The sequence below is a fragment of the Synergistaceae bacterium genome, from assembly GCA_017443945.1.
Lineage (GTDB): Bacteria > Synergistota > Synergistia > Synergistales > Aminobacteriaceae > JAFUXM01.
Genome location: JAFSXS010000019.1, coordinates 1 through 20,806, shown reverse-complemented (window position 1 = coordinate 20,806; position 20,806 = coordinate 1). Strand labels below are relative to the sequence as shown.

Annotated in this window: 21 protein-coding genes; 6 read left to right on the top strand and 15 right to left on the bottom strand. The window is 41.4% G+C overall.

What is annotated here, in order from left to right; genetic code table 11:
- Nucleotides 1-20: 20 nt before the first annotated feature.
- From IJT21_02130 to IJT21_02075, 12 genes are all read right to left on the bottom strand, one after another.
- Complete coding sequence (locus IJT21_02130; GenBank protein MBQ7577046.1) at nt 21-953, bottom strand: bifunctional enoyl-CoA hydratase/phosphate acetyltransferase; 933 nt, start codon at nt 951-953, stop codon at nt 21-23.
- 71 nt (nt 954-1,024) lie between these two features.
- Complete coding sequence (locus IJT21_02125) at nt 1,025-1,855, bottom strand: aminotransferase class IV family protein (GenBank protein ID MBQ7577045.1); 831 nt, start codon at nt 1,853-1,855, stop codon at nt 1,025-1,027.
- Between the two features lie 22 nt (nt 1,856-1,877).
- On the bottom strand, nt 1,878-3,566 hold the full coding sequence (locus IJT21_02120) for an LPS-assembly protein LptD (GenBank protein ID MBQ7577044.1): 1,689 nt from the start codon (nt 3,564-3,566) through the stop codon (nt 1,878-1,880).
- Nucleotides 3,539-4,096, bottom strand: a complete 558-nt coding sequence (locus IJT21_02115) for a hypothetical protein (GenBank protein ID MBQ7577043.1) — start codon at nt 4,094-4,096, stop codon at nt 3,539-3,541. The genes IJT21_02120 and IJT21_02115 overlap by 28 nt, the downstream gene beginning before the upstream one ends.
- A complete protein-coding gene (locus tag IJT21_02110) occupies nt 4,093-4,665 on the bottom strand; it encodes an ankyrin repeat domain-containing protein (protein MBQ7577042.1) in 573 nt (190 codons plus the stop codon). The genes IJT21_02115 and IJT21_02110 overlap by 4 nt, the downstream gene beginning before the upstream one ends.
- An 18-nt stretch (nt 4,666-4,683) precedes the next feature.
- Entirely contained in the window at nt 4,684-5,364 is a 681-nt protein-coding gene (locus IJT21_02105) for an ankyrin repeat domain-containing protein (protein MBQ7577041.1), read from the bottom strand.
- The gene (locus tag IJT21_02100) at nt 5,361-6,164 is read right to left on the bottom strand and encodes an ankyrin repeat domain-containing protein (protein MBQ7577040.1); all 804 of its coding nucleotides are present in this window, start codon (nt 6,162-6,164) and stop codon (nt 5,361-5,363) included. Before IJT21_02100 ends, IJT21_02105 begins: the two co-directional genes overlap by 4 nt.
- A 16-nt stretch (nt 6,165-6,180) precedes the next feature.
- Nucleotides 6,181-7,242 (bottom strand): hypothetical protein, encoded by a 1,062-nt coding sequence (locus tag IJT21_02095; protein ID MBQ7577039.1) that lies wholly within the window; start codon nt 7,240-7,242, stop codon nt 6,181-6,183.
- A gap of 40 nt (nt 7,243-7,282) precedes the next feature.
- Complete coding sequence (locus tag IJT21_02090; GenBank protein MBQ7577038.1) at nt 7,283-8,470, bottom strand: hypothetical protein; 1,188 nt, start codon at nt 8,468-8,470, stop codon at nt 7,283-7,285.
- A gap of 7 nt (nt 8,471-8,477) precedes the next feature.
- Nucleotides 8,478-10,094, bottom strand: a complete 1,617-nt coding sequence (locus IJT21_02085; protein ID MBQ7577037.1) for a CTP synthase — start codon at nt 10,092-10,094, stop codon at nt 8,478-8,480.
- A 1-nt stretch (nt 10,095) separates the two neighbouring features.
- Entirely contained in the window at nt 10,096-11,688 is a 1,593-nt protein-coding gene (locus IJT21_02080; protein MBQ7577036.1) for a peptidoglycan DD-metalloendopeptidase family protein, read from the bottom strand.
- Nucleotides 11,689-12,074: 386 nt separating this feature from the next.
- Nucleotides 12,075-12,644: a bifunctional precorrin-2 dehydrogenase/sirohydrochlorin ferrochelatase gene (locus IJT21_02075; protein ID MBQ7577035.1), complete on the bottom strand. Its 570-nt coding sequence runs from the start codon at nt 12,642-12,644 to the stop codon at nt 12,075-12,077.
- Nucleotides 12,645-12,708: 64 nt separating this feature from the next.
- On the opposite strand from IJT21_02075, the gene IJT21_02070 reads away from it, so the two are divergent.
- From IJT21_02070 to IJT21_02055, 4 genes are read left to right on the top strand one after another with little or no spacing between them, the layout of a single operon-like run.
- Nucleotides 12,709-13,050, top strand: coding sequence for a hypothetical protein (locus tag IJT21_02070; GenBank protein ID MBQ7577034.1), 342 nt, complete (start codon nt 12,709-12,711; stop codon nt 13,048-13,050).
- Nucleotides 13,051-13,053: 3 nt separating this feature from the next.
- On the top strand, nt 13,054-13,302 hold the full coding sequence (locus IJT21_02065; protein MBQ7577033.1) for a type II toxin-antitoxin system HicA family toxin: 249 nt from the start codon (nt 13,054-13,056) through the stop codon (nt 13,300-13,302).
- Between the two features lie 20 nt (nt 13,303-13,322).
- Complete coding sequence (locus IJT21_02060; protein MBQ7577032.1) at nt 13,323-13,532, top strand: type II toxin-antitoxin system HicB family antitoxin; 210 nt, start codon at nt 13,323-13,325, stop codon at nt 13,530-13,532.
- 11 nt (nt 13,533-13,543) lie between these two features.
- Complete coding sequence (locus IJT21_02055; GenBank protein MBQ7577031.1) at nt 13,544-14,077, top strand: hypothetical protein; 534 nt, start codon at nt 13,544-13,546, stop codon at nt 14,075-14,077.
- A gap of 101 nt (nt 14,078-14,178) precedes the next feature.
- On the opposite strand, the gene IJT21_02050 is transcribed toward IJT21_02055, so the two are convergent.
- The 3 genes from IJT21_02050 to IJT21_02040 are packed head-to-tail and all read right to left on the bottom strand — an operon-like array spanning nt 14,179 to nt 17,162.
- The gene (locus IJT21_02050; protein ID MBQ7577030.1) at nt 14,179-15,096 is read right to left on the bottom strand and encodes a homoserine kinase; all 918 of its coding nucleotides are present in this window, start codon (nt 15,094-15,096) and stop codon (nt 14,179-14,181) included.
- The gene (locus IJT21_02045) at nt 15,087-16,130 is read right to left on the bottom strand and encodes a threonine synthase (protein MBQ7577029.1); all 1,044 of its coding nucleotides are present in this window, start codon (nt 16,128-16,130) and stop codon (nt 15,087-15,089) included. The genes IJT21_02050 and IJT21_02045 overlap by 10 nt, the downstream gene beginning before the upstream one ends.
- Nucleotides 16,131-16,181: 51 nt before the next feature.
- Entirely contained in the window at nt 16,182-17,162 is a 981-nt protein-coding gene (locus IJT21_02040) for a glycosyltransferase family 2 protein (protein ID MBQ7577028.1), read from the bottom strand.
- A gap of 968 nt (nt 17,163-18,130) precedes the next feature.
- Here IJT21_02040 and IJT21_02035 point away from each other — a divergent pair.
- Together IJT21_02035 and IJT21_02030 are read left to right on the top strand one after the other, a co-directional pair.
- Entirely contained in the window at nt 18,131-20,020 is a 1,890-nt protein-coding gene (locus IJT21_02035; protein ID MBQ7577027.1) for an ABC-F family ATP-binding cassette domain-containing protein, read from the top strand.
- 7 nt (nt 20,021-20,027) lie between these two features.
- Nucleotides 20,028-20,786 carry a hypothetical protein gene (locus tag IJT21_02030; protein MBQ7577026.1) on the top strand — a complete coding sequence of 253 codons (759 nt, stop codon included), beginning with the start codon at nt 20,028-20,030 and terminating at the stop codon, nt 20,784-20,786.
- Nucleotides 20,787-20,806: the final 20 nt, after the last annotated feature.

The window sequence follows — 20,806 nt, the reverse complement described above, 5'->3', positions numbered from 1 at the left end:
TCCTCCCTATAAATTATAAATTAGCCCTGATGATGAGCTAACATTACTGCTCCTGCGATTGATAATAATTTTGCTCTCGGTGAGTCTGCGCGGCTTGTTAATACAACTGGAGCTTTTGCACCGATGATTAATCCAGCTGTCTCACTGCCTTTTGCAAAGAAGCTGATTGACTTTGCTAGAGCGTTACCTACTTCGATTTGAGGCACAAATAAAATATCTGCGTGGCCTGCGACGGGTGATTTAATGTGCTTGATTTTCGCGGCTTCCTCGTTAATTGCGTTATCAAGTGCTAAGGGGCCGTCAACCACACAATTTTTAATCTGTCCGCGTGCGTTCATTTGTACAAGTGCTGTTGCGTCAAGAGTGCAGGGCATATCGGGATTGACCATTTCGACGGCTGCAAGACATGCGACTTTCGGGACTTCAACGCCGAGTGAACGTGCAAAATTTACGGTGTTCTGAACTATATCGGCCTTCATCTTGAGATCCGGATACATGTTAAATGCTCCGTCAGCGATGAAAATTATTCTGTCGAAACCGGGAATCGAGTGGAAATAACAATGTGAAATAGCGTTTTTGCCGACTCTGAGTCCAACTTCCTTGTTTAACATTCCGCGCAAGAAATGATCCGTATGCAGCTGACCCTTCATATAAATATCTGCTCGGCCTTCTGATACTTCAGTAACTGCGACGATACCGCATTTAGCCTCGTTTGTTTCGGGGATAATGTGATAACTTGACTCTGACGCGCCTGCTTCAGCGATGCACTCTTTGACTTTGTCGGGGTTGCCTACGAGTGTAGCCTCAACGAGTCCCATTTTGCGAGCGTCCTCGATTGCGGAAATTAATCCTGCGTCCTCTGCCATTGCTACAGAAATTCTTTTACGGCCTTTATCAGCACATAATTTCGTAGCGTCTTCGATTAACTGCGATAATGAGCGAATCTGTTCCATTATGAAAATATTGACCTCCTACATAAAATTTTTATAAATACTCCGAGCGTTAAATTCCCGGAGGTGATACCTTATTCAAGCCATTTTTCTATATTTTTCGCGTATAAATCTGCAATTTTGCGCGTAATTTTTCCGGGCTTGCCGTCTCCTAAAGTTATTCCGCCGACTTTCACGACTGGAACGACCATTTTTATGCTGCCGGTAATAAATGCTTCTGATGCTTTCTCGCTAGCAAGTTCCGACCATAACGGGCAGCGTTCCTCGACTTTGATTCCGGCCTCTTTTGCGAGTTCGAGTGCACCGTCTCTCGTTGTACCCTTCAAGACCCGTGATAATGGAGCAGTTACAATCGTGTCATCTTTCAGGACTAAATAAAAATTGCTGTGTCCTGCTTCTGTTATTTCACCGTTTGGGCAATACAACACGTCGCTTGCTCCGGCTGGCAATTTGAACGTTATGCGGTAATCAACGCTCTTTACTGACGGATCATCACGGCCAAGCGGTAAAGGTTCGAGAATTACTCCGCGCTCAAAATCTTCAGGAGTCAAAAAATTTGCTTCATCGAATATAACAAAGAATCGAGGTTCCGTAAAGCAATTTTTTACTGAATCGAAAGAGTCGCCGCCGGTTAAAAACGTTCTGACTCTAACGTCATGACCTACTTTAGCGATTCCTTCACGGACTACATTTTTCATAAATTCAACGTCGGGAAGATTTGAGATTCCGGAACTCTTTGCACTGTTAATAAATCTATTCATGTGAGGAGTAAGCATTAAGGGCTTGAGATTACGCGATGCAAGAGCTTCAAAGACTCCGACTCCGCGCTGAATGATTAAATCTGAAATTGGTAACTTTGCGTCTTCAGGTTTGACAAATTTTCCGTCAATGTAGCATAAATACATTATTTCACAGCCTTTCATAAATTTATTTTGTCTTCGTAGGGACTTCACGCGGCCTGACAAACGGGTCAACTTCGCGCCTCTGTCCAAACGAGACATCCGAGTCTGGGTAAGCATTAATCGAAATAGTTAAGCCTAAACTATTATCGCCGTCAAAAACTCGTTCGTCTTTGTAATGCAAGTCCCATATCATACAGTCAGTAACCCATTGAACACTGTAAATCACTTGATCTATCTTTGACTCTTTTAGATCGTAGCTGCCTCTGACACCTAAATAAACCTCACGGCCAACGGGAAATCTGACTTTCTGATGGATTCGCTCAAGATTGAAATATTGATCCCAATACATTGCACTTCTACCCCAGACATATTGTCTCTCGTATCCTGTCCCTAATTCTAACGCACCGAGGTTATATCTAATGCCCGTAAAATTTCGTAACATTTCCATATTTGTTTTGTCTTTATCGTAAAACCATGCTTCACCCCGCGAGTCAGCAAATAAAGTAACTTGGCCGAAAGGGTACTCGAAATAATTTCTGAATCCTACGCCGTATCTATTAACAGAACGATCTTGAGGGAGCATATATAATGACTCTTTGTATCTGCCGTATGACGCAAAAACTCTCATCCATGAATAAAGCGAGCTTTTGAACCATGGCGCATAAATAATAAATTCGGGCTCTCTGGTTACTTTGCCTTTGTACTCGGTGATTGCGTCTTTGCGTTCGCTTATGTATTCGTTGCGGCTCCATGTTAGACGAGCGTTCCATCCGTTATAATCATAAATCAATGACGCGTAGGGGTGATAAAATTTTTCCTGCCATAAGTCATTCCAAGTGTGTTCGACTCCGATATTGATAGAAAATTTATCGTTTATTTCCTGGTCAATGTCGATTTTGTATTCAAATTTTGCTTTGCGACTCCATGAACCTCCCAGAGAAATAGAGCCTGTGTCCCAGCCGAGTGCACCCGACATACCTCCGCCGGAACCTTTTCTATCACTGCGCTGCAAATACGGCAGGAAAGAATAACCGATTGCTTTACGCTGTAATCTCAAGACATAATCAAATGGAGAAGTAAATAAATAAGTGTTCCCAAGATAGACTCGCGGACGTCTGGCGATGATTCTTTTTCCGGGAATGAACGTAATAACTTTTGACTCGAGTCTATAATGCGGGTGATCTAGTTCACAAGTCGTGAAAGTTACATTATGCCAGCGCACAAAATAATCTTCGGGTGTACCGCTTACGAGTCCGCGTTCCTGAGCAACAGACCACGGGATAACTTCAATATCTTGTCCATGAACGTATAAAGTTGCGTTGTTTTCGCCTATGCCGATTTTAGTAGCTGCTCCTGATAAAATGCCTTCTTTAGTGTTTAAATTGTAGTTGAGCTGATCTCCCCGTAAGACTCTATTTTCCTGCTTTAAAATTATTTTCTCGCCGGGAAGGGGCATTGCTTGAACTTTCTGTGATGAAGCGTCGTATTCGATTCGTTCGGCCATTATAGTTGTATCGTTGAAGGTCATAACTGCGCGGCCTTCTGCTAATGCGTTGCCGGTCTCGTCGTTGAATGAGACTCTATCGGCATTTAGTGTAACTTTGTCCGGTACGTCATTTTCTGAATCTGACTCGCCGTCAGCAGCGTTTATTACTTCACAGCAAGAAAAAATTACTATGCAAATTACTAAAATTGTTCTAAAGGTTTTAACCATTGGATTACTCCTCCTCGCTCTAATAATATCACGCCGCTTTCATCCATGCTTGCATTAGGAGTCTTTAACATAAATTCGTCGTCATAAATTGTGAAGCCTTCAGGAAATGAGAAAGTGTTATTTTTTTCCTGCCAGTTGAGGCGGGGACTCTCTAGATTCCAGACTCTTTCGCCTGTGTCAAGTGTGCCGAGCAGACCGAGAAGACTCGCGGATTTAATGTCGTGCTGATAGGTGCCTTTACTGCCGAAAAAGTACCATTCTCCGCCGGATTTTATTTCGCGCCTGACATCAAGAGATTTAACGCTGACAATATCGCCGTCGCGCTCTAAATATGGGATTCTGATTCGCCAAGTGTCGCCGGAAATTTCGCGCGCAAATTGTATATTTTCCATGACTATGCCGGGCAAATTTTCGAGGCTCTCGCGCAGTAAATCTATATTGAGATTAATATCACGCATTGCAAAACGCACTAACACGACGAATCCCAGAAAGAAGCCGGCTATTACAAGTTTTGTGATTGAAAATTTCATTTGCTTAACTCTTCCAAACGTTTTAGAGCTTCCGAGCCTTTGAGATTCTCATTATTGCGGGCGTAATCGAGTGCTGATTTTCCTGATTGGTCGCGGGCTTTAACGTCTGCTCCTGAATTAATCAGCATATTTATTATTTCAGGATATTCACTATTTGAGGCTGCGTACATTAAAGCTGTCAGGTCGTGATAATTTTTTGCGTTGACATCAGCTCCGGCACTAAGCAGTATATTAACGATTTCGGGAGAATTAACCGCCGCTGCCGACATTAGAGCCGTCCCGCCGAAACTTGTTTTAGCGTTTACATCAGCACCGGCCTTTATGAGTGCATTAATTACTTCGCTGTCTTTATTCACTGCAGACGCTATCATAAAAGCAGTAGTCCCGTCATCATCTTTTGCGTTGACGTTTGCACCTGAATTTATTGCATTAATAATTTCTTGCGCTGTTCCATTTCTGCATAAATCTAAAAATTTTTCGCCGCTTATATTCTGTGATTTCGCTGCCTGAACTTGATTAGCATTCAAAATCGAGAAAATAATTAATATTGACAATAACAAACGTTTCATAATTTATATCAACCTTCTTTATTTGCTTAATTCTTCCAAACGTTTAAGAGCGTCCGAGCCTTTGAGATTCTCATTATTGCGTGCGTAATCAAGAGCTGTTCTGCCGGATTTGTCGCGATGTTTTACGGGTGAATCTGAGTCTATGAGTGCATTAACAATTTCGGGATTCTCGTTGAACTTTGCCGCCCATATTAGAGCCGTCCAGCCGCTTTTATCTTCAGCGTTTACATCAGCACCGGCCTTCAATAAAATATTTATTACTTCAGGATTGTTAGTACTGCATGCCGCAAAAATTAAAGCTGTCGAACTTGTTTTATCTTTAGCGTTTACATTTGCTCCGGCTTTAAGCAGTAATTTAATTACTTCTGAGTCATTTCTGCTGTTTGCCGCAAACATTAGAGCTGTCATGCCGTCATTATCCTTATAGTTAACATTATTTCGAGCCTGCAATAAAATTTTTATTACTTCAGGATTCTTATTATTAACTGCTGCAAACATTAAAGCTGTAACGCCGTCATTAAATTTTGCGTTGACGTTTGCTCCTGATTTGATGGCGTTATTGATTTCCTGCGGAGTTCCGTTAGCACATAAGAATAAAAATTGCTCGTCATGAAGTCTCGCCGCCTGAAGTTGACTCGCACTCAACAAAAAAATTAGCACAACTAATAAACTTTTACGCAAAATATTTACTCCTCTCATTTGCTTAATTCTTCCAAACGTTTTAGAGCGTCCGAGCCTGCGAGTTTATCATTATCGCGAGCATAATTAAGTGTTAATCTATCAACATGTGCGCCTGCGTCAAGAAGAGCATTTATTTTTTCGAGACTACTTTTAATATGCGCATATTTCATTACTGCCCATGTTAAAGCGGTATAACCACGATTATCTTCGTCATTAACATTAGCTCCAGCCTTTAGTAATACATTAATTATTTCTGGATTACTATTAAATCTTGTTGCATCTATTAGAGGGGTAGAGCCTAAGTTATCTTTAGCGTTAATATTAGCTCCTGCTTCTATTAATTTAGTAATTATTTCTGGATTATGATTAAACATTACTGCCACCATTAAAACACTCCAGTGAGTATTCGGTATATTAGCATTAACATCAGCTCCAGCCTTTAACAATGTATTCACTAATGCTAATTTGTTAGGAGAATCAGAATAGTCTCTTAGTACTAGCATTAAAACTGTCAATCCAATACTATCTCTAATATTGACATCAGCACCAGCATTTATAAACGCATTAATTATTTCGATGTTCTTATTACTTAGTAGTACATACAGAAGAGCAGCCCAGCCATCGCTATCTTTAGCATTGACATTAGCACCCTTTTTTATAGCATCGATAATTTTTTGCTCGTCTCCCTCTTCGCACAACTTCAAAAATTGCGCGTCGGTTATTCTTTGAGATCTACGAGATCTGCGAGCTTTTGCCCCTAACGCTGGACTCGCAACAACAACCGACAAAATCAATAACACAGCTAATAAACGTCTCATAAAATATTTACTCCTTTCACCATACTATTTTCCATGAAGACCCTTCGCGCACAACTCCCAGCGTACGACTCACTACAGACCTAAATATTAAAGTCTTCTGTGTAGCAATTACTTTCGCGCGTTCTTCACCTATCCAATCGATTCTATAATCACCCTTCAGAGCCGCTCTCATGTCAGAAGCCTTTGCAGCAGCTTTCGCAAAATTATCGCGTGAAATAACTTTTTTCGAACTAGTGCACAACATCTCGTACATTTCTGAATATGAACTGATAGCCCAGAGTGATAAAAATTTCCGCAACACTGACTCACGGCTTGCGTAGGCTGCTCCTGAATTTGTCGGACGTGCTGCCGGTGGTGCTGGTCTAGTGTCTTGACTCGTAGTATTTCTATTGCGCACGTTTCTAACAAAATCGGCCATATCATTTGAAGTCTCCGTAAAAATCGGCTGAATCGGTCTCGGCGGTATTGCAGGAGGTGCCGGGGGTTTGGGCTTCACGGGCGGAGTCGGTTTTCTCGGCGGTTCCCGTCTTGGAAGATTCACCACTACTAATTCAGGTTTATTTGCCGGAACAGGTGCGGGGGCAGTCTCTAAGGGTGCAAACGTGAATAATCTTTCATTGCGTCCGATACCTTTTAACGAGATAGAATAATTCTTGTTAATCTGCTTAGGGAAGAAAACAAGTCCTTGAATCACTCCGCGCGCTGGAATTTCGAGTCCTGCGTCAAATCTTGAGGGCTTGACTCTCTCGCCTGAACCGGAAATTAACGCAATATTATCACGTAAAGGCGACAAATTAACGGGATTAGCTCCGAATGAATAAACGCTCACTAAAAAAGTTTCTGACTTGTCAAGCTGTAATTCAGAGACAAAATTTTTTCTGTAGGCTTCCTGCTGGGTGTCGCTCATTCCTGCGCGTATGGCTTCAGCTTCTACCCATGGATTAATTAATTCTTCGGGATAATGGACGATCCACACAAAACAGTCTTGACCCCAGTGAGTCGCCGTCCATCGTTCGAGAATCCTTATAGTATCATTGAAAGGGTCAGCACATGCCGCAAAACAAAAAAAATTACTCACAGCAATAACAATCACTGCGAGTAAAAATTTTGCGAATAACTTAATTAACCGGCTGTTCCGGCGGTAATTGGAAGTCTCCACCTGTGCCAGCTCCTGATCCTGAACCTGAATATGTCGGTGTCCCGTATTGACTCCTGTTGAAGACATCACCTTTTATGATCGTATCTCTGTTAGGGTCGAAATTAGGCGGTGTCGCTGAAGTATCATGATTCGGGGGGATCGTGTTTATATTATTCGTTATGGTGCTCTGCAGACTTGCCGGAATAGGATATGACAAGACCGCTATATCTTCAGAAATCTGCGCAAAAGTTACTGAACCTTCCGGGATTCTTATGGAATTTCCGCGAATAAATAAACCTCCCACGAGTCCAACAGGGCCTAACAAAGCTGCTCCCGCAACACTTGCTGCACCTGCACCGACGATTCCGCCTTCTCCGCGATCACCTACTCTGCGGGCTTCTTTTATTGCGTTCTCTGACTCTTTGCCGACTTTTACTGTTGGATGTTGAGGGCCTAACGGTTTTAGCTCGTTAAATGAGATTCTGACCTCGCCGGGGATTCCAAACATGCGCGGGCGTTTAACGTCTCTTACTTCAGTAATTAATAACGATCCGGCCGGAGCAACGAGAAAATTATTTACTATTAAGTCGCTCGTTAATTCAAGTCTCACATAATCACCGATCTTTGATTTTGCGGGGCTTAACTCGTCCATAAAGCGAAATTTCAAAACTGTATTGGCCGGAACTGTTACGGGCTGTGATGACACGGGATCCATTAACAGTGTCGATAAAAGGCTTTCAACGCGCATAACAATTGGACTTCCGTTATTTGCGGTACCGTTTAAATTTGTCTCGAGTCTTTCTACGCGCTTTATTGCAGGTTCAGAGGCTCTAATTTTTTTATCGACTACCCATTCAGCAACACCGAGCTTGAATAACATAGAGGGCTGCTCAGGAGTCCCAGTCTCAAGAAAATTTAAGATTGCCGCGTGTCTTTCTGCCATTGTGCCGGGAAGACTCCGACCGAATAAATCACCTTCCGCCTTTGATAATCTTTCAAGCAAACCTCCCTGTGAGACATAACCGTAAATAATATTCTCGATTTGTTCCATCATTTGATGTGATGAGCCGGAATTTGGGTCATTATCGGGGACGGCTTCAGACGCTAGACAGACTGACGACGAAAAAATTAATATTATTGCCGCAAAAATTGTTACAAATTTCTTCATAAAAATTTTAAGCCTCCTTTGCTCTATTTCGCATGTAATTTACACTTGCATTGATAAAACCGTCAAATAACGGATGAGGACGAATCGGACGCGATTTTAACTCGCCGTGAAACTGCCCGCCCACATACCAATTTTGATCAGGTAACTCTATAATTTCTACTAAATCACGTTCTGTGCAGACTCCGGAAATTTTCAAGCCGGCATTTTCGAGTCGCTTTCTATATGCGTTATTAAATTCGTATCTGTGTCTATGACGCTCGGAAATTTTTAACTGTCCATAAGCCGCCGCCGCCTTCGTGCCTTCGACTAAATCACACGGATAAGCACCGAGTCTCATTGTTCCTCCGAGATCGCTTAAATTTTCCTGTTCCTCCATTAAGTGTATTACAGGATGAGGAGTCGCCGGGTTCATTTCTTTGCTGTGAGCGTCGGGAAGCTTGCAGACATTACGGGCAAATTCTACGACCATCATTTGCATTCCCAGACAAATCCCGAATAAAGGCACGTTATTTTCACGCGCATATTTCGCAGCTGTTATCATGCCTTCAACGCCTCTGACTCCGAATCCGCCGGGGATTAATATTCCATCAGCAAATTTTAATATTTCTGCCGGATCTCCTGTCTCTAAGTCTTCAGATTCTACAGATACAATATTGACTCTTACACTGTGAGCGATTCCGCCGTGATGCAGTGCTTCGACAACGCTTAAATATGCGTCCTTGTGCTGTACATATTTCCCGACCAAAGCAATATTTACTTCTTCAGGGGGATTAATATATCTGTCGACAACTCTTAACCAGTCGCTTAAGTCCGGTTCTGACTCATGATTCAGACCTAAATATTTCAGAATTAAATCATCGAGTCCCTGCTTATGAAGGCTCACAGGCACATTATAAATTGTCTTCTCATCTCTGACCTCTATAACGGCTTCGGGCGGAACATCACAGAAAAGCGCGATTTTATTCTTCATGCCTGTATCCATAGGATGACTCGTCCGGCAAACTAGGACATTAGGCAAAATTCCAATTCGGCGCAATTCCTGTACACTGTGCTGCGTGGGCTTAGTCTTCAATTCCTTTGCTGCTTCAAGATACGGGACTAACGTAACATGACAATAAACGACATTTTCACGGCCGACTCTTACTGCCATTTGCCTTATTGCCTCCAAAAACGGCTGACCCTCAATATCGCCGACAGTCCCGCCTATTTCGACAATCAAGACATCAAGATTTTCAGCAGCCCTGATTATGCGTTCTTGAATATCATTCGTAATGTGCGGGATAACTTGAACAGTTCCGCCCAGATAATCGCCGCGCCGTTCCTTCTTGATTACGCTTGAATAAATTTTCCCGGTCGTTATTGAATTTTTCTCGCTCAAAGTCTCATCTATAAATCTTTCATAATGGCCGAGATCTAAATCTGTTTCTGCTCCGTCGTCAGTTACGAAAACTTCTCCGTGCTGAAATGGATTCATAGTTCCTGCGTCGACGTTCAAATAAGGGTCAACTTTCAAAATAGAAACCTTGAGTCCGCGCTTCTTTAAGAGAGTGCCGACAGAACCTGCCGTGATTCCCTTGCCTAAAGACGATACTACACCGCCGGTGATAAATACAAATTTTGACATGTTATCTGCTCAGGTACTTAATCGGATTTACAGGGCTATTTCCGTTGCGAACCTCAAAATGTAAGTGCGGGCCCGTTGAACGTCCTGTAGTGCCGACTCTTGCTACTAGCTGACCTGATGAAATACTTGCTCCCTTTCCTGCTAATAGTGTGCTGCAATGAGCATATAATGTTGACTGACCGTTTGAATGCTCGATTACTAAGACTTTGCCATAACCGCCCATCCATCCGGAATAAACAACTTTGCCAGAACCAGCCGCTTTGATTGGGTCTCCCCTTGCGGCTTTGATGTCGATTCCCGTGTGAAAATCTCTGCGCCGTGTGATCGGGTGCTGTCTCCAACCAAATGGGCTGTTAATTCTTCCCATGATAGGCCATCTGTATGTCCCGTTTCTGACAGCTACGTCATTAGGCTGCGGCTTCGGTGCGGGTGCAGGCTTTGACGGCGGTGTTTTTGACGGTGCCGGAGCCGGTTTAACTGCCAATCTCGGAGCGTCTCTGCGTTCAATGAGTCCGTCAGGTTTTGCGCCCGGTAAAAATATTTCGTCGCCGGTCTTGAGTGCTGCAACATCGACATTTACATTTACCTGCTTTAATTTGTTGATACTGACTCCGTAACGCTTGCTGACTTCTTCTAAGCTCTCACCCTTCTTTAACACGTAAAAAATTCCGTCCTGATTGGGGATTCTCAATTTTGCGCCGGGTCTGAGTCTTGCTGAAGTCTTGAAAGTGTTGCTGCCGATTAAAGTATCAAGCTCTATATTTTGCGTGTTCGAGATTGACCATAGAGAGTCTCCCGGTGCTACTACATAAGTTTTTACCTTGAGGGGCTCGACTTTTTCTTTTGTTGCGGCGATTCTCATTTGCCGGGTTCTAACCTCGTCTAAAGTTTCTTCTATCTTGCTTGGATCGTTAGGAATTAATAAGAGCTGATTTTCTGAGAGTCTGTTTGCGTCTTTGAGTCCGTTTGCTCGTAAAATGTCCTGCGCTGTGATATTGCCGTGAGCCAGTGCTATATCTGAAAGTGTTTCGCCGTTCTTCACGACATGTTCGCGCCATACTGTTGCATTCTCAACTAAAATTGGCTGCTGAGGTGCGGGATTTTCTGGAGGCGTAATATTTTCTGCTGGTGCTGGGGGGATTTCTTCGTCTTCGTCATCGTTATCGGGCATTCTTGTGCCGTCCTCGTGAACACTTAATATAATGCTTTCATAGTCCGATAAATATTTTGGAAGCGGTCCGATTTCCTCATTTAAAGTATTCTCGGTGTAGACATATAAATTTTCGCGCTGCTGAGGTTTTGCGCCTTCAAGGTCAGTAACTTCTACTTTGATTAAATTTCCGGTTATTGTTGTGTCGCTGCCTTCACTGCCTCCCCATGCAGGGTCGATATCTGTTCCCGCCGAAAAACTAAACTGTCCCGCCGAAAACATCAAGAACGAAGCAAGCCCAAACGTGAGAAACACAAATACACCGAATCCCCAGCAAAATGCGAGTGATACGCCTTTTTTCTTTTTTTTGCGGGAACGAGGCTGATAACTATTATTGTAACTTCTATATTGCGAAGACTCCCGCTGTCTGTCTAGATCTCTCAAAAAATATTCCTCCCGACCTGCCGCTAATTAGTCAATCACGACATATAAATTTGACTGCCCTTATCTATAAAATTATATTTACTCGTTGAATGTAAGCATTATAACATATGCAAATACCGCGTAAAATACTTAAATGTATAAAAATTTTTCATTCACAAGTTTTATAGCGGGGTATTATATCACAGTAAAAAATCTCTAAATCAGCCTAATTCCGCAATTTTTGCACTTTTCAGCTTTATATGGCGGCTAAATTTGAATATCTGTAAAAACTTTTGCTGCCCTTGATTTTGGCAGGTGGCGGACATAACAAATTAAGTGCGTTGACCATTATTACGCTGAAAAATTTTTTTACGTGTACGAGGGGGACCCCCAAAAGCCCGTCCCCCTTACCCCCTCCCCGCCCATGAGTCGCGCAAATTCACTGTTGATGACGGCAAAAATAGCGGGATTCTCTGTGCTAAGTCTTGGGATAAGGCGTAAAAGCAAGTATTTTTTTCGCGCTCTTCACGAACCCAAATCGGCCAAATTTCACGGAGTCTATCTGATAATTTGCGGGTTAATTTGCTTGATTCGCCGGCTGAACTCACACTCACTGCAATATTTTCATAATTTATCAGCGACGGGAAAAAGAAATCGCATTCATTCTGATTATCAGCAATATTTACGGGAATATCAAGACTCTTTGCGCGGTCATGAACGAGTCTATTTATTTCGCGATTGTCAGAGGCCGCTATAACGAACAAAAATTTTTTATCAATATCAGAAATTTTGAATGCACGGCAAATTTTTATAACTTTTTCCGGAAAATCATCAATAAATAACGGACTCACCGCCGTAACTTCTGCACCGCACTTTAACAGAGTCTCCGCACGTCTTGAAGCAACATGACCCCCGCCGATAATTAATATTTTGCTGTCAGATATGTCAATCATAAACGGGAATAAAGGATATTGCATAAAACTTGTCTCCCTTCATGCTATTATTATTATAGATTTTAACTTGAAGGAGGGAATTATTGACATGAAAAAATTTGCAGCGTTTATATTAATTTTTCTGACATTAACGGGAGTGAGCGAGGCTTTTATACGTGAGGGCAGAGTCCCAGGCAGAAACGGATTATTATTTTCTGGTGTGCATTACAATTTTGACAGCTTGACTCTTACGATAACGAACAAGACAAAATATAATCGCACATTCGGCGGGAGTATGCTATTTTACGACAGACATTATAAATTAGTAGCAAGAGCTGAATTACGCCCGGCAAGAGTCAAGAGATATGCGTCAAGAAAATATAAAGCGTTCTTCACAAAAGGCAGCGGCAACGAGGCAAGAAGCGCAAATTTTCTTGAATGGGAATTTTAAATCATGACATCAACACCTAAAATTTTATCTCTAGTACTTAGCGGTTCAAGGGATAGTAATATAGCGTTTAGTGATTTGCAAAAGTTGCTTGATTCTCTCGGATTTTATCATCGTACTAAGGGGAGTCATTTTATTTATTGGCATGAAGGAATCGAAGAAATTATCAATATTCAGTCTGACGGAAGCAGCGCTAAAGCGTATCAGGTTAAACAAGTGCGAAATATTATAATCAAATATGGTTTGAAACTTTAATATTTTATGGAGGTTAATAAATGGACAAGTACGAAAAAATTATTTACTGGTCTGAGCTTGACAATAAATTTATCGTGGAAGTTCCCGAACTGGCCGGGTGCATGTCAGACGGATCAACGCCGCAGGAAGCTCTATACAATGCAGGAATAGTGATTCAAGAATGGATCGAGACAGCTATATCACTTGGCCGCGAAATTCCCGAACCTGCCGGAAAATTACTTTACGCATGAGGTGATATTACATGAACGCAAAAAAATTTTTTCCCGCACTAATAATAATTTTCATCAGCTCGGCGGCTTATGCACTCTCTAACAGCGCAGACGCATTTATGTCTCTTCCGTTCGGGCACACCTACGCACGCACACAAAAACGAATGCAGAACAGCGGTGCAAGAGTCGTAACTCCACGCAAAGACTCTCTCACTATGGAAGGCATGTTTGAAGGTTACCCGGCTACGTTTATATTCAGCTTTTACAAGCAAAAAGTTTTGAAGACTAAAGCGGCATATCTTCAGAGCATGGGCGACGCAGAGAAGGACCGGCAATTTTACGAGCTATTACAGAAGGGCTTTAACAGGGCTTACGGTTCAGGCAACGAGAGACCGAGAATAAGCGCAAGAAACAGCCGCAAATTAATTCTCTCTAACGCATGGACTCCGGACAGATATACAACTATAACAATGACATATAATCCGGAAGCCTCGAAAAGATTCCCGGGTTCGTCAATAAATAATAGATTCATTCAGATTATATACAAGTCTGAAAAGTGGGATTAACGGCGAGTCTTTTGCTTTTTCCGCCGCCGAGCAGGGTGGGTGGGTGGGGCGAGGCGGCGGACTCATAACAAATTCAACGTACATACGGCGATAAAATTTTTTTACTCTATGACAGTCCCCGACGATGCACAATTTAACACAAAAAAGTGAGAAGCTGCCCCTCCGTCCGTGAATAATTTGCACATTGCACCCGATAATTTACCCGCCTGGCCGTGAACTATCGCTATCATTGTAGGCCCTGATCCTGATATTGCAGTCGCTATGCAGTCAGGATGATTCGCAATCTCGCTGAAAAATTTTTCTCCCGTCTCACCAGGAAATAATTTCGCCCGGTGTGGTTGGTGAAGTCTGTCTTCCATTCCGACACGCAATAAATCCCAGCGCCCCATCGCCCACGCAGCACACAATAAAGACGCATGACTCACATTAAAGACTGCATCACGAAAAGGCACGCTATCAGGCAAAATTTTTCTCGCGTCTTCCGTATGAACTTGGAAATCAGGAACAGCAGCTATAACATTCAAACTATCAGGCAAAGCAGGCAGCCTCACATAACGCAATGACTCGCCGTCCCAGCATGAGACAGTCATACCCCCTATAAAGCACGGCACTACATTATCCGGATGACCTTCTATTAATGTCATGACGCGCAGTAATTCACTTTCCGGAAAATTTGACTCACTCAATAAATTAGCGATTACTACTCCGGCAACTACAGCAGTTGAAGAGCTGCCCAGACCCCTATTTAACGGCACTGCATTACAGCATGAGAACGCAAACCCCTTAGCTTGCAAATTCCATTCTTGGCACGCACGCAGATAACTTGTTACGATCATATTTTTTCGCGCGTCCTTGAGTTCGTCGACACCTTCTCCGGAAATTTCGCAGGCATATTCACCTTCAGGCAGAATTTTATCAACCGTGAAAATATTATAGAGACTTAATGCCATTCCCAGCGTGTCAAATCCGGAACCTAAATTTGCAGTTGTTGCGGGTACCTTAAGACTAATTAACGGCATTCTAAGACCTTCATTAAATCATCAAGAGTATCATTAATTTCTATGGGCTTCCCGACTTGACTCATTGCTGTATCAGGATCCTTTAAGCCGTTACCAGTGAGAATCATTACAGCTGTGATTCCTTCCGGCAATTTTCCGAGAGACTTTAATTTTATCAGTCCCGCTAATGGAGCACATGACGCAGGTTCAGCAAAGACTCCGCCCTCTGATGCTAAAATTTTTTGAGCGTTTAGAATCTCTGAGTCAGTAACGGAATTAAATTCGCCGTTAGATTCTTTCACTGCTGCACGTGCTAAATGTGCGCTTACAGGATTTCCGATTCTTATTGCTGTTGCGATTGTCTCAGGATTCGGACATGGTTTATTATTTACGAGCGGTGCTGCTCCTTCTGCCTGAAATCCCATCATTCGCGGAAGAGTGTTTATTTTTCCGAGCTTAAAATATTCGTTGTAACCTGCCCAATATGCGCTGATATTTCCTGCATTGCCTACGGGTATAGCGTGCCAGTCTGGAGCATGTCCGAGAACGTCGCAGATTTCCCAAGCTCCTGAACGCTGACCAATGAGTCTAAACGGGTTAACAGAATTTACCATAGCACAACCGGTTTTTTCTGCACCTTCACGCGCTAATTCGAGTGCTCTGTCAAAATTTCCCTTCACTGCTATAACTTTTGCGCCGTACATTAAAGCCTGTGCAAGTTTTCCGAGTGCGACTTTACCAGCAGGCAATAACACAAAACAAGGAATCCCCTGTGACGCAGCATAAGCAGCAGCCGACGCGCTTGTATTTCCTGTTGATGCGCAGATTATTGCACGTTTGCCTTCTTCTAACGCCTTTGCAACTGCTAAGACCATGCCCCTGTCTTTGAACGATCCAGACGGGTTGCAGCCTTCAAATTTTCCGAATAATTTAATTCCGAGCCTTTCACTTACTCTAGGCAAAAAAATTAACGGCGTTGATCCTTCTTCAAGATTCACATCCGGCGTATTTGCTGTAACCGGTAATAATTCTCTATAGTGCTTCAATACTCCCATAATAAATAAATTCCTCCTGAAAAATTTTTTGCTGCTATATTATCACAGCTTTTATTTACCCTTCAGAAAATGAATTATACGCAAAATCGTGAAAAAAGTTTTGAATCGCTTTCTTCCGAGTAATTTTGCTGAAACTTTATATTTTCTTGCTATCAAGGGCGAGCAGGCTATTTCGCTTTCATGAGCCTTGAAAAATTCTTGAATCGTTCTGTAATGTCCGCCGTAAATTTCTGCATATTTCTCATTGTACAAGCAAAAGGAAGATACCCCCCACCAGACAGCCCTGTCTAATACTAGCGGCACTCTATCGGGCACCCAATTTTTTGCGATGTCATAGCGTTCGATAAAGATTCGTGATACTTCTATTGAGCGCGACGGATTTTGCGAATACACTGCACTTGCTCCGGCTGGGTTAACATAATAGTAATATAAATATTTATTTGTCGAGACAACTTTTTTTGAGCGCATTAAAATTTGAGGTAAGATTCTCATATCTTCGACGCTTCTAAAATCTTCGGGCATTCTGAGTCCGTCAAACAGTTCTGATTTGAATAATCTGCAAATTAATTTACTGCCGATTTCGTCAGGGATTAATTTTTCTGCAAATTCGTCTTTCGAGTACTCTGTAATGATAATTTCGTGTTTATTGTCGAGTTGTTCTATTTCGTGTGCTTCGTAACAGCAGGAAAAATCAGCATTATACTTTATCAGCAAATTATAAAGCTCACTCACATAATTAGGCAAAATCCAATCATCATTATCGAGAAAAGTTACATATTTTCCGGTCATTCTATCGAGTGCATAATTTCTCGCAGCTGCCGGGCCTCCGTTTGGTTTGGAGAAATATTTTATCCGGCTGTCTTTGTCGGCGAAAGATTTGCAAATTTTTTCTGAGTTATCTGTGCTGCCGTCGTTCACTATAATAATTTCGAGGTTTGTATAATCCTGCTTTATTAGTGAATCAATACATTTTTCTATATAATTTTGCGCATTATAAACGGGAATAATTACGCTGATTAAATCTGAATCCATATAGACCTCCTGAATATCATAAAAATTTTGTTATATTTTCTCACAAAAAGGGGCGACATAAAATTATATTAATAAAGTCTTCCGGAAACATGCATTTATAATTACGGGCGGGGAAAAAGAGTACGAAAAAAAAACAGGTCGCACACAAAATTTTTTGTAAATATTCAAGTTTTTAGCTCAACAAAAATATTTTATGATTTAAATAATTCCAGCTGCATGCAAGTGCTATTATAGTTCATTATGTTCACCAGATACAGCTCACAAGCTCATAAAAAATTTGCGGGTAATGCGTGAAGAAATAATATAGTTATTACACTTTAACACTTGCAAAAAATTTTTCCAGACAGCTCTACTCTATCAACAATAAATTAGCACAATGAATCGCATAGATAAAAAATAAAATTTTTGTGCGAAGTATTACTGTAACTGCTAAAGATTAACTTTTTTGTAGTTGCAAATGTAGTTGTAAAATTGTCGTTTTTCGTGAAATATTGAGTGAAAAAATTTCCTATACAAATTATACCATTAACATAATAAATCAAGTGTGTTAACTATAATATCAATATCACACGTACAGAAATATTTTGTTCGAGAATTTTACTCCGAGTCATGATTCATTAAATTTTCAAATCTATGCAAAGTCAAAGGCGAAAACCTTTTTACAACCTGTGCCGATTGTGCGTCAATAACTGCTCTCGTTGGCCTCACGTCGCGAACATGCAAAAAGTTTTACAGCTATTCAAGTGCATTTGTTATATAATAAAGTTTTTCGGAAACGTGCATTTATAATTACAGGCGGGGAAAAAAAGGGTCGCACATATACAACAAATTTTTGTAAATATTCAAGTTTTTAGCTCAACAGAAATATTTTGTTATAGCTTTTCGAAAATGTTTATCCATTACAAATTTTTACGGGAATCTTTAGCACTAATAAAAAAATTTTCCCGTCTCTGTGCTAATATATTTTCATGATCGACATAAAAAATTTAAAACTTTCATTCGGCGAAAGAATTATATTTAACGGACTCAATTTGCAGATTCAGGACAATTCACGAATAGGCATTGTCGGTGCAAATGGTGTCGGAAAAACTACACTCTTGCGGGTGATTACGGGCGAAATTCAAGCGGACTCAGGCATAATCGAACGCTCAAAAAATTTAACAGTCGGATATTTACCGCAGGACTTAATCGAACTTGAACCGGTGCCGTTAATGCAATATTTGAAATCCCGCGCAGGTATCGCAGAAATCGAGTCAAAATTACGCGCCGTCGAGGAAAAATTATCGCTCCCACAAATTAATCACGAGTCCTTATTGAACGAACATTCACGACTTGAACGCAGATTCGAGAATTTAGGCGGGTTTGCTTTCGAGTCAATGGCGTTAAAAATTTTGCACGGTCTAGGCTTCGTGAGGGGCGACGAAATGAAAAACTGCCGCGATTTTTCCGGAGGCTGGAAAATGAGAATTGCTATTGCTGCATTATTGATCGAGTCTCCTGATGTGCTTTTACTCGATGAACCTACAAATCATTTAGATACAGAGAGTATGGAATGGCTTGAAGGCTGGCTAAGGACTCATAAAGGCGCAGTCGCAGCAGTCTCACATGATACAAGATTTCTCGAAAACATTGCCGAATCAATTGCAGATTTAGAACACGGGACTATCACTCTTTATCCGTATAATTATGATGAATTTCTCGAAGTCAAAGCGCAGAATCAAGAATTACTCACAAAAGCATTTACACGCCAGCAAAGTGAAATAAAGCGAATCGAGTCATTTATTAACAGATTCAGATATAAAGCTACGAAAGCAGCACAAGTTCAAAGCAGGATTAAGCAGCTCGAAAAAATTAATCGTATCGAACTCGCTGCACACGACAAAACCGTAAAAATTAATATCCCGGAAGCACCTGCAAGCGGTTGGGAAGTCCTGAAAGTTTCTAATCTCGCGAAAAATTACGGTGATTTATGCGTCTTCCATGACGTAAATTTTGTGATAAATCGCGGAGAAAGAGTCGCACTCGTCGGCATTAACGGTGCAGGAAAATCCACACTTCTAAGACTCTTAAGCATGAACGAATCGCCCTCTGACGGAATTATAAAACTCGGCCACAACGTGAAATTTGCTTATTACTCGCAAGAAAGCGCACAAAATATAAATTATTCTCATACGGTATTCGAGGAAGCAAGATCGGTGTCTTCACGCTTAAATGACGTTGAACGGCGTAATTTGCTGGGAGCTTTCCTATTTTCGGGCGATGACATAAATAAATCAGCCAGCGTTTTATCAGGAGGAGAGAAGGCAAGATTAGCACTCTATAAATTAATGCTTGAGGAGACAAATTTTTTAATCCTAGACGAACCCACTAACCATTTAGACCAGAATACACGCGAAATTGTAGAACGAGCTTTACTCAAGTATCAAGGCACATTATTAATTGTATCGCATGACAGACATTTTTTAGACGTTCTAGCAGAAAGAGTCTTAGAGATAAGAGACGGCAAATTATACGATTATCCCGGAAATTATTCGTGGTTCCTAGAAAAACGCGAGGAGTCATTAACGAGTCAGGAAATAACACACGCTCCGGCCAAGTCAAAAAATTTGAATCATGACAGCAATTTACGCGAAATTAGAGCCGTGAAAAAATTAATTGTCCAGTGCGAGAAAAATATTTCTGACTTAGAAGCAAGAATTAACGAGATTGATAATTTATTGTGCAACCCTGAAATATTAGCGGACTCAGGAAAAATAAAATCTCTCATGATAGAACGTGATAACCTTGATAAGGAGCTGCAAAATTTTTATTCTCAATGGGAAGACTTAAGCCTGAAACTTGAAAATTTACAGGAGTGATTTATTTATGAGCGAAATAACAATAATTTGCTGTTACAGCAACGAGGGCGTATATAATAATTTCGTGAACTCTCTAAAGACTCAAACCTGCAATTATGACTTAATCGGCATTAATAACGTCGGCAATAAAAATTTTTCGTCGTGTGCAAGTGCTTATAATTCAGTGTTGAGTCAAATCCGCACAAAATATGTAATTTTCTCACATCAAGATATTTTGCTGAATGAACCTGATACGCTCGCAAAGTTTTTATCATATCTTGAGCAGATCGGCCAGCATGATATTTTAGGAGTTGCCGGCGTTAAATTTGATGAGTCCGGAGTCTTCACAAATATTTTGCATAAATGGAATAAAACCGGCGAAATTGGTTATGCGGGAGATTTTCGCGTACGAGGCTCTATTATGGAATGCAACACATTTGGTGAATGCTTTTTCGGGGGACTCACGGAACATTTTGCGAATAATAAATTTGACGAAAAAATTTGCGATAACTGGCATTTATACGCTGCGGAAGCATGTCTTCACACTCAGGAAAAATATTCGGGAAAAATATTTATTTGCGATATAAAGCTGCTGCACCTCTCATCGGGTAATTTGTCGTTCTCGTTTCATTATGGATTCTACAAGCTCTGCCGAAAATATGCGAAAATTTTTCCGTTAATCAAGACTACTTGCGCACAATGCCGGACAGATTTTATTCATAGAAATCATTACATTATTCATCATTGGCTGCGGTACTGTGCAAAAAAATTGTTACGCCGGCGATAAAATTTTTCCCGGTTCGCGCT

Excerpts from the sequence above, each read along its gene's own strand:
- IJT21_02130 (MBQ7577046.1), bottom strand. The coding sequence starts at position 953 with ATGGAACAGATTCGCTCATTATCGCAGTTAATCGAAGACGCTACGAAA.
- IJT21_02125 (MBQ7577045.1), bottom strand. The coding sequence starts at position 1,855 with ATGTATTTATGCTACATTGACGGAAAATTTGTCAAACCTGAAGACGCA.
- IJT21_02120 (MBQ7577044.1), bottom strand. The coding sequence starts at position 3,566 with ATGGTTAAAACCTTTAGAACAATTTTAGTAATTTGCATAGTAATTTTT.
- IJT21_02115 (MBQ7577043.1), bottom strand. The coding sequence starts at position 4,096 with ATGAAATTTTCAATCACAAAACTTGTAATAGCCGGCTTCTTTCTGGGA.
- IJT21_02110 (MBQ7577042.1), bottom strand. The coding sequence starts at position 4,665 with ATGAAACGTTTGTTATTGTCAATATTAATTATTTTCTCGATTTTGAAT.
- IJT21_02105 (MBQ7577041.1), bottom strand. The coding sequence starts at position 5,364 with ATGAGAGGAGTAAATATTTTGCGTAAAAGTTTATTAGTTGTGCTAATT.
- IJT21_02100 (MBQ7577040.1), bottom strand. The coding sequence starts at position 6,164 with ATGAGACGTTTATTAGCTGTGTTATTGATTTTGTCGGTTGTTGTTGCG.
- IJT21_02090 (MBQ7577038.1), bottom strand. The coding sequence starts at position 8,470 with ATGAAGAAATTTGTAACAATTTTTGCGGCAATAATATTAATTTTTTCG.
- IJT21_02085 (MBQ7577037.1), bottom strand. The coding sequence starts at position 10,094 with ATGTCAAAATTTGTATTTATCACCGGCGGTGTAGTATCGTCTTTAGGC.
- IJT21_02075 (MBQ7577035.1), bottom strand. The coding sequence starts at position 12,644 with ATGCAATATCCTTTATTCCCGTTTATGATTGACATATCTGACAGCAAA.
- IJT21_02070 (MBQ7577034.1), top strand. The coding sequence starts at position 12,709 with ATGAAAAAATTTGCAGCGTTTATATTAATTTTTCTGACATTAACGGGA.
- IJT21_02065 (MBQ7577033.1), top strand. The coding sequence starts at position 13,054 with ATGACATCAACACCTAAAATTTTATCTCTAGTACTTAGCGGTTCAAGG.
- IJT21_02060 (MBQ7577032.1), top strand. The coding sequence starts at position 13,323 with ATGGACAAGTACGAAAAAATTATTTACTGGTCTGAGCTTGACAATAAA.
- IJT21_02055 (MBQ7577031.1), top strand. The coding sequence starts at position 13,544 with ATGAACGCAAAAAAATTTTTTCCCGCACTAATAATAATTTTCATCAGC.
- IJT21_02050 (MBQ7577030.1), bottom strand. The coding sequence starts at position 15,096 with ATGCCGTTAATTAGTCTTAAGGTACCCGCAACAACTGCAAATTTAGGT.
- IJT21_02045 (MBQ7577029.1), bottom strand. The coding sequence starts at position 16,130 with ATGGGAGTATTGAAGCACTATAGAGAATTATTACCGGTTACAGCAAAT.
- IJT21_02040 (MBQ7577028.1), bottom strand. The coding sequence starts at position 17,162 with ATGGATTCAGATTTAATCAGCGTAATTATTCCCGTTTATAATGCGCAA.
- IJT21_02035 (MBQ7577027.1), top strand. The coding sequence starts at position 18,131 with ATGATCGACATAAAAAATTTAAAACTTTCATTCGGCGAAAGAATTATA.
- IJT21_02030 (MBQ7577026.1), top strand. The coding sequence starts at position 20,028 with ATGAGCGAAATAACAATAATTTGCTGTTACAGCAACGAGGGCGTATAT.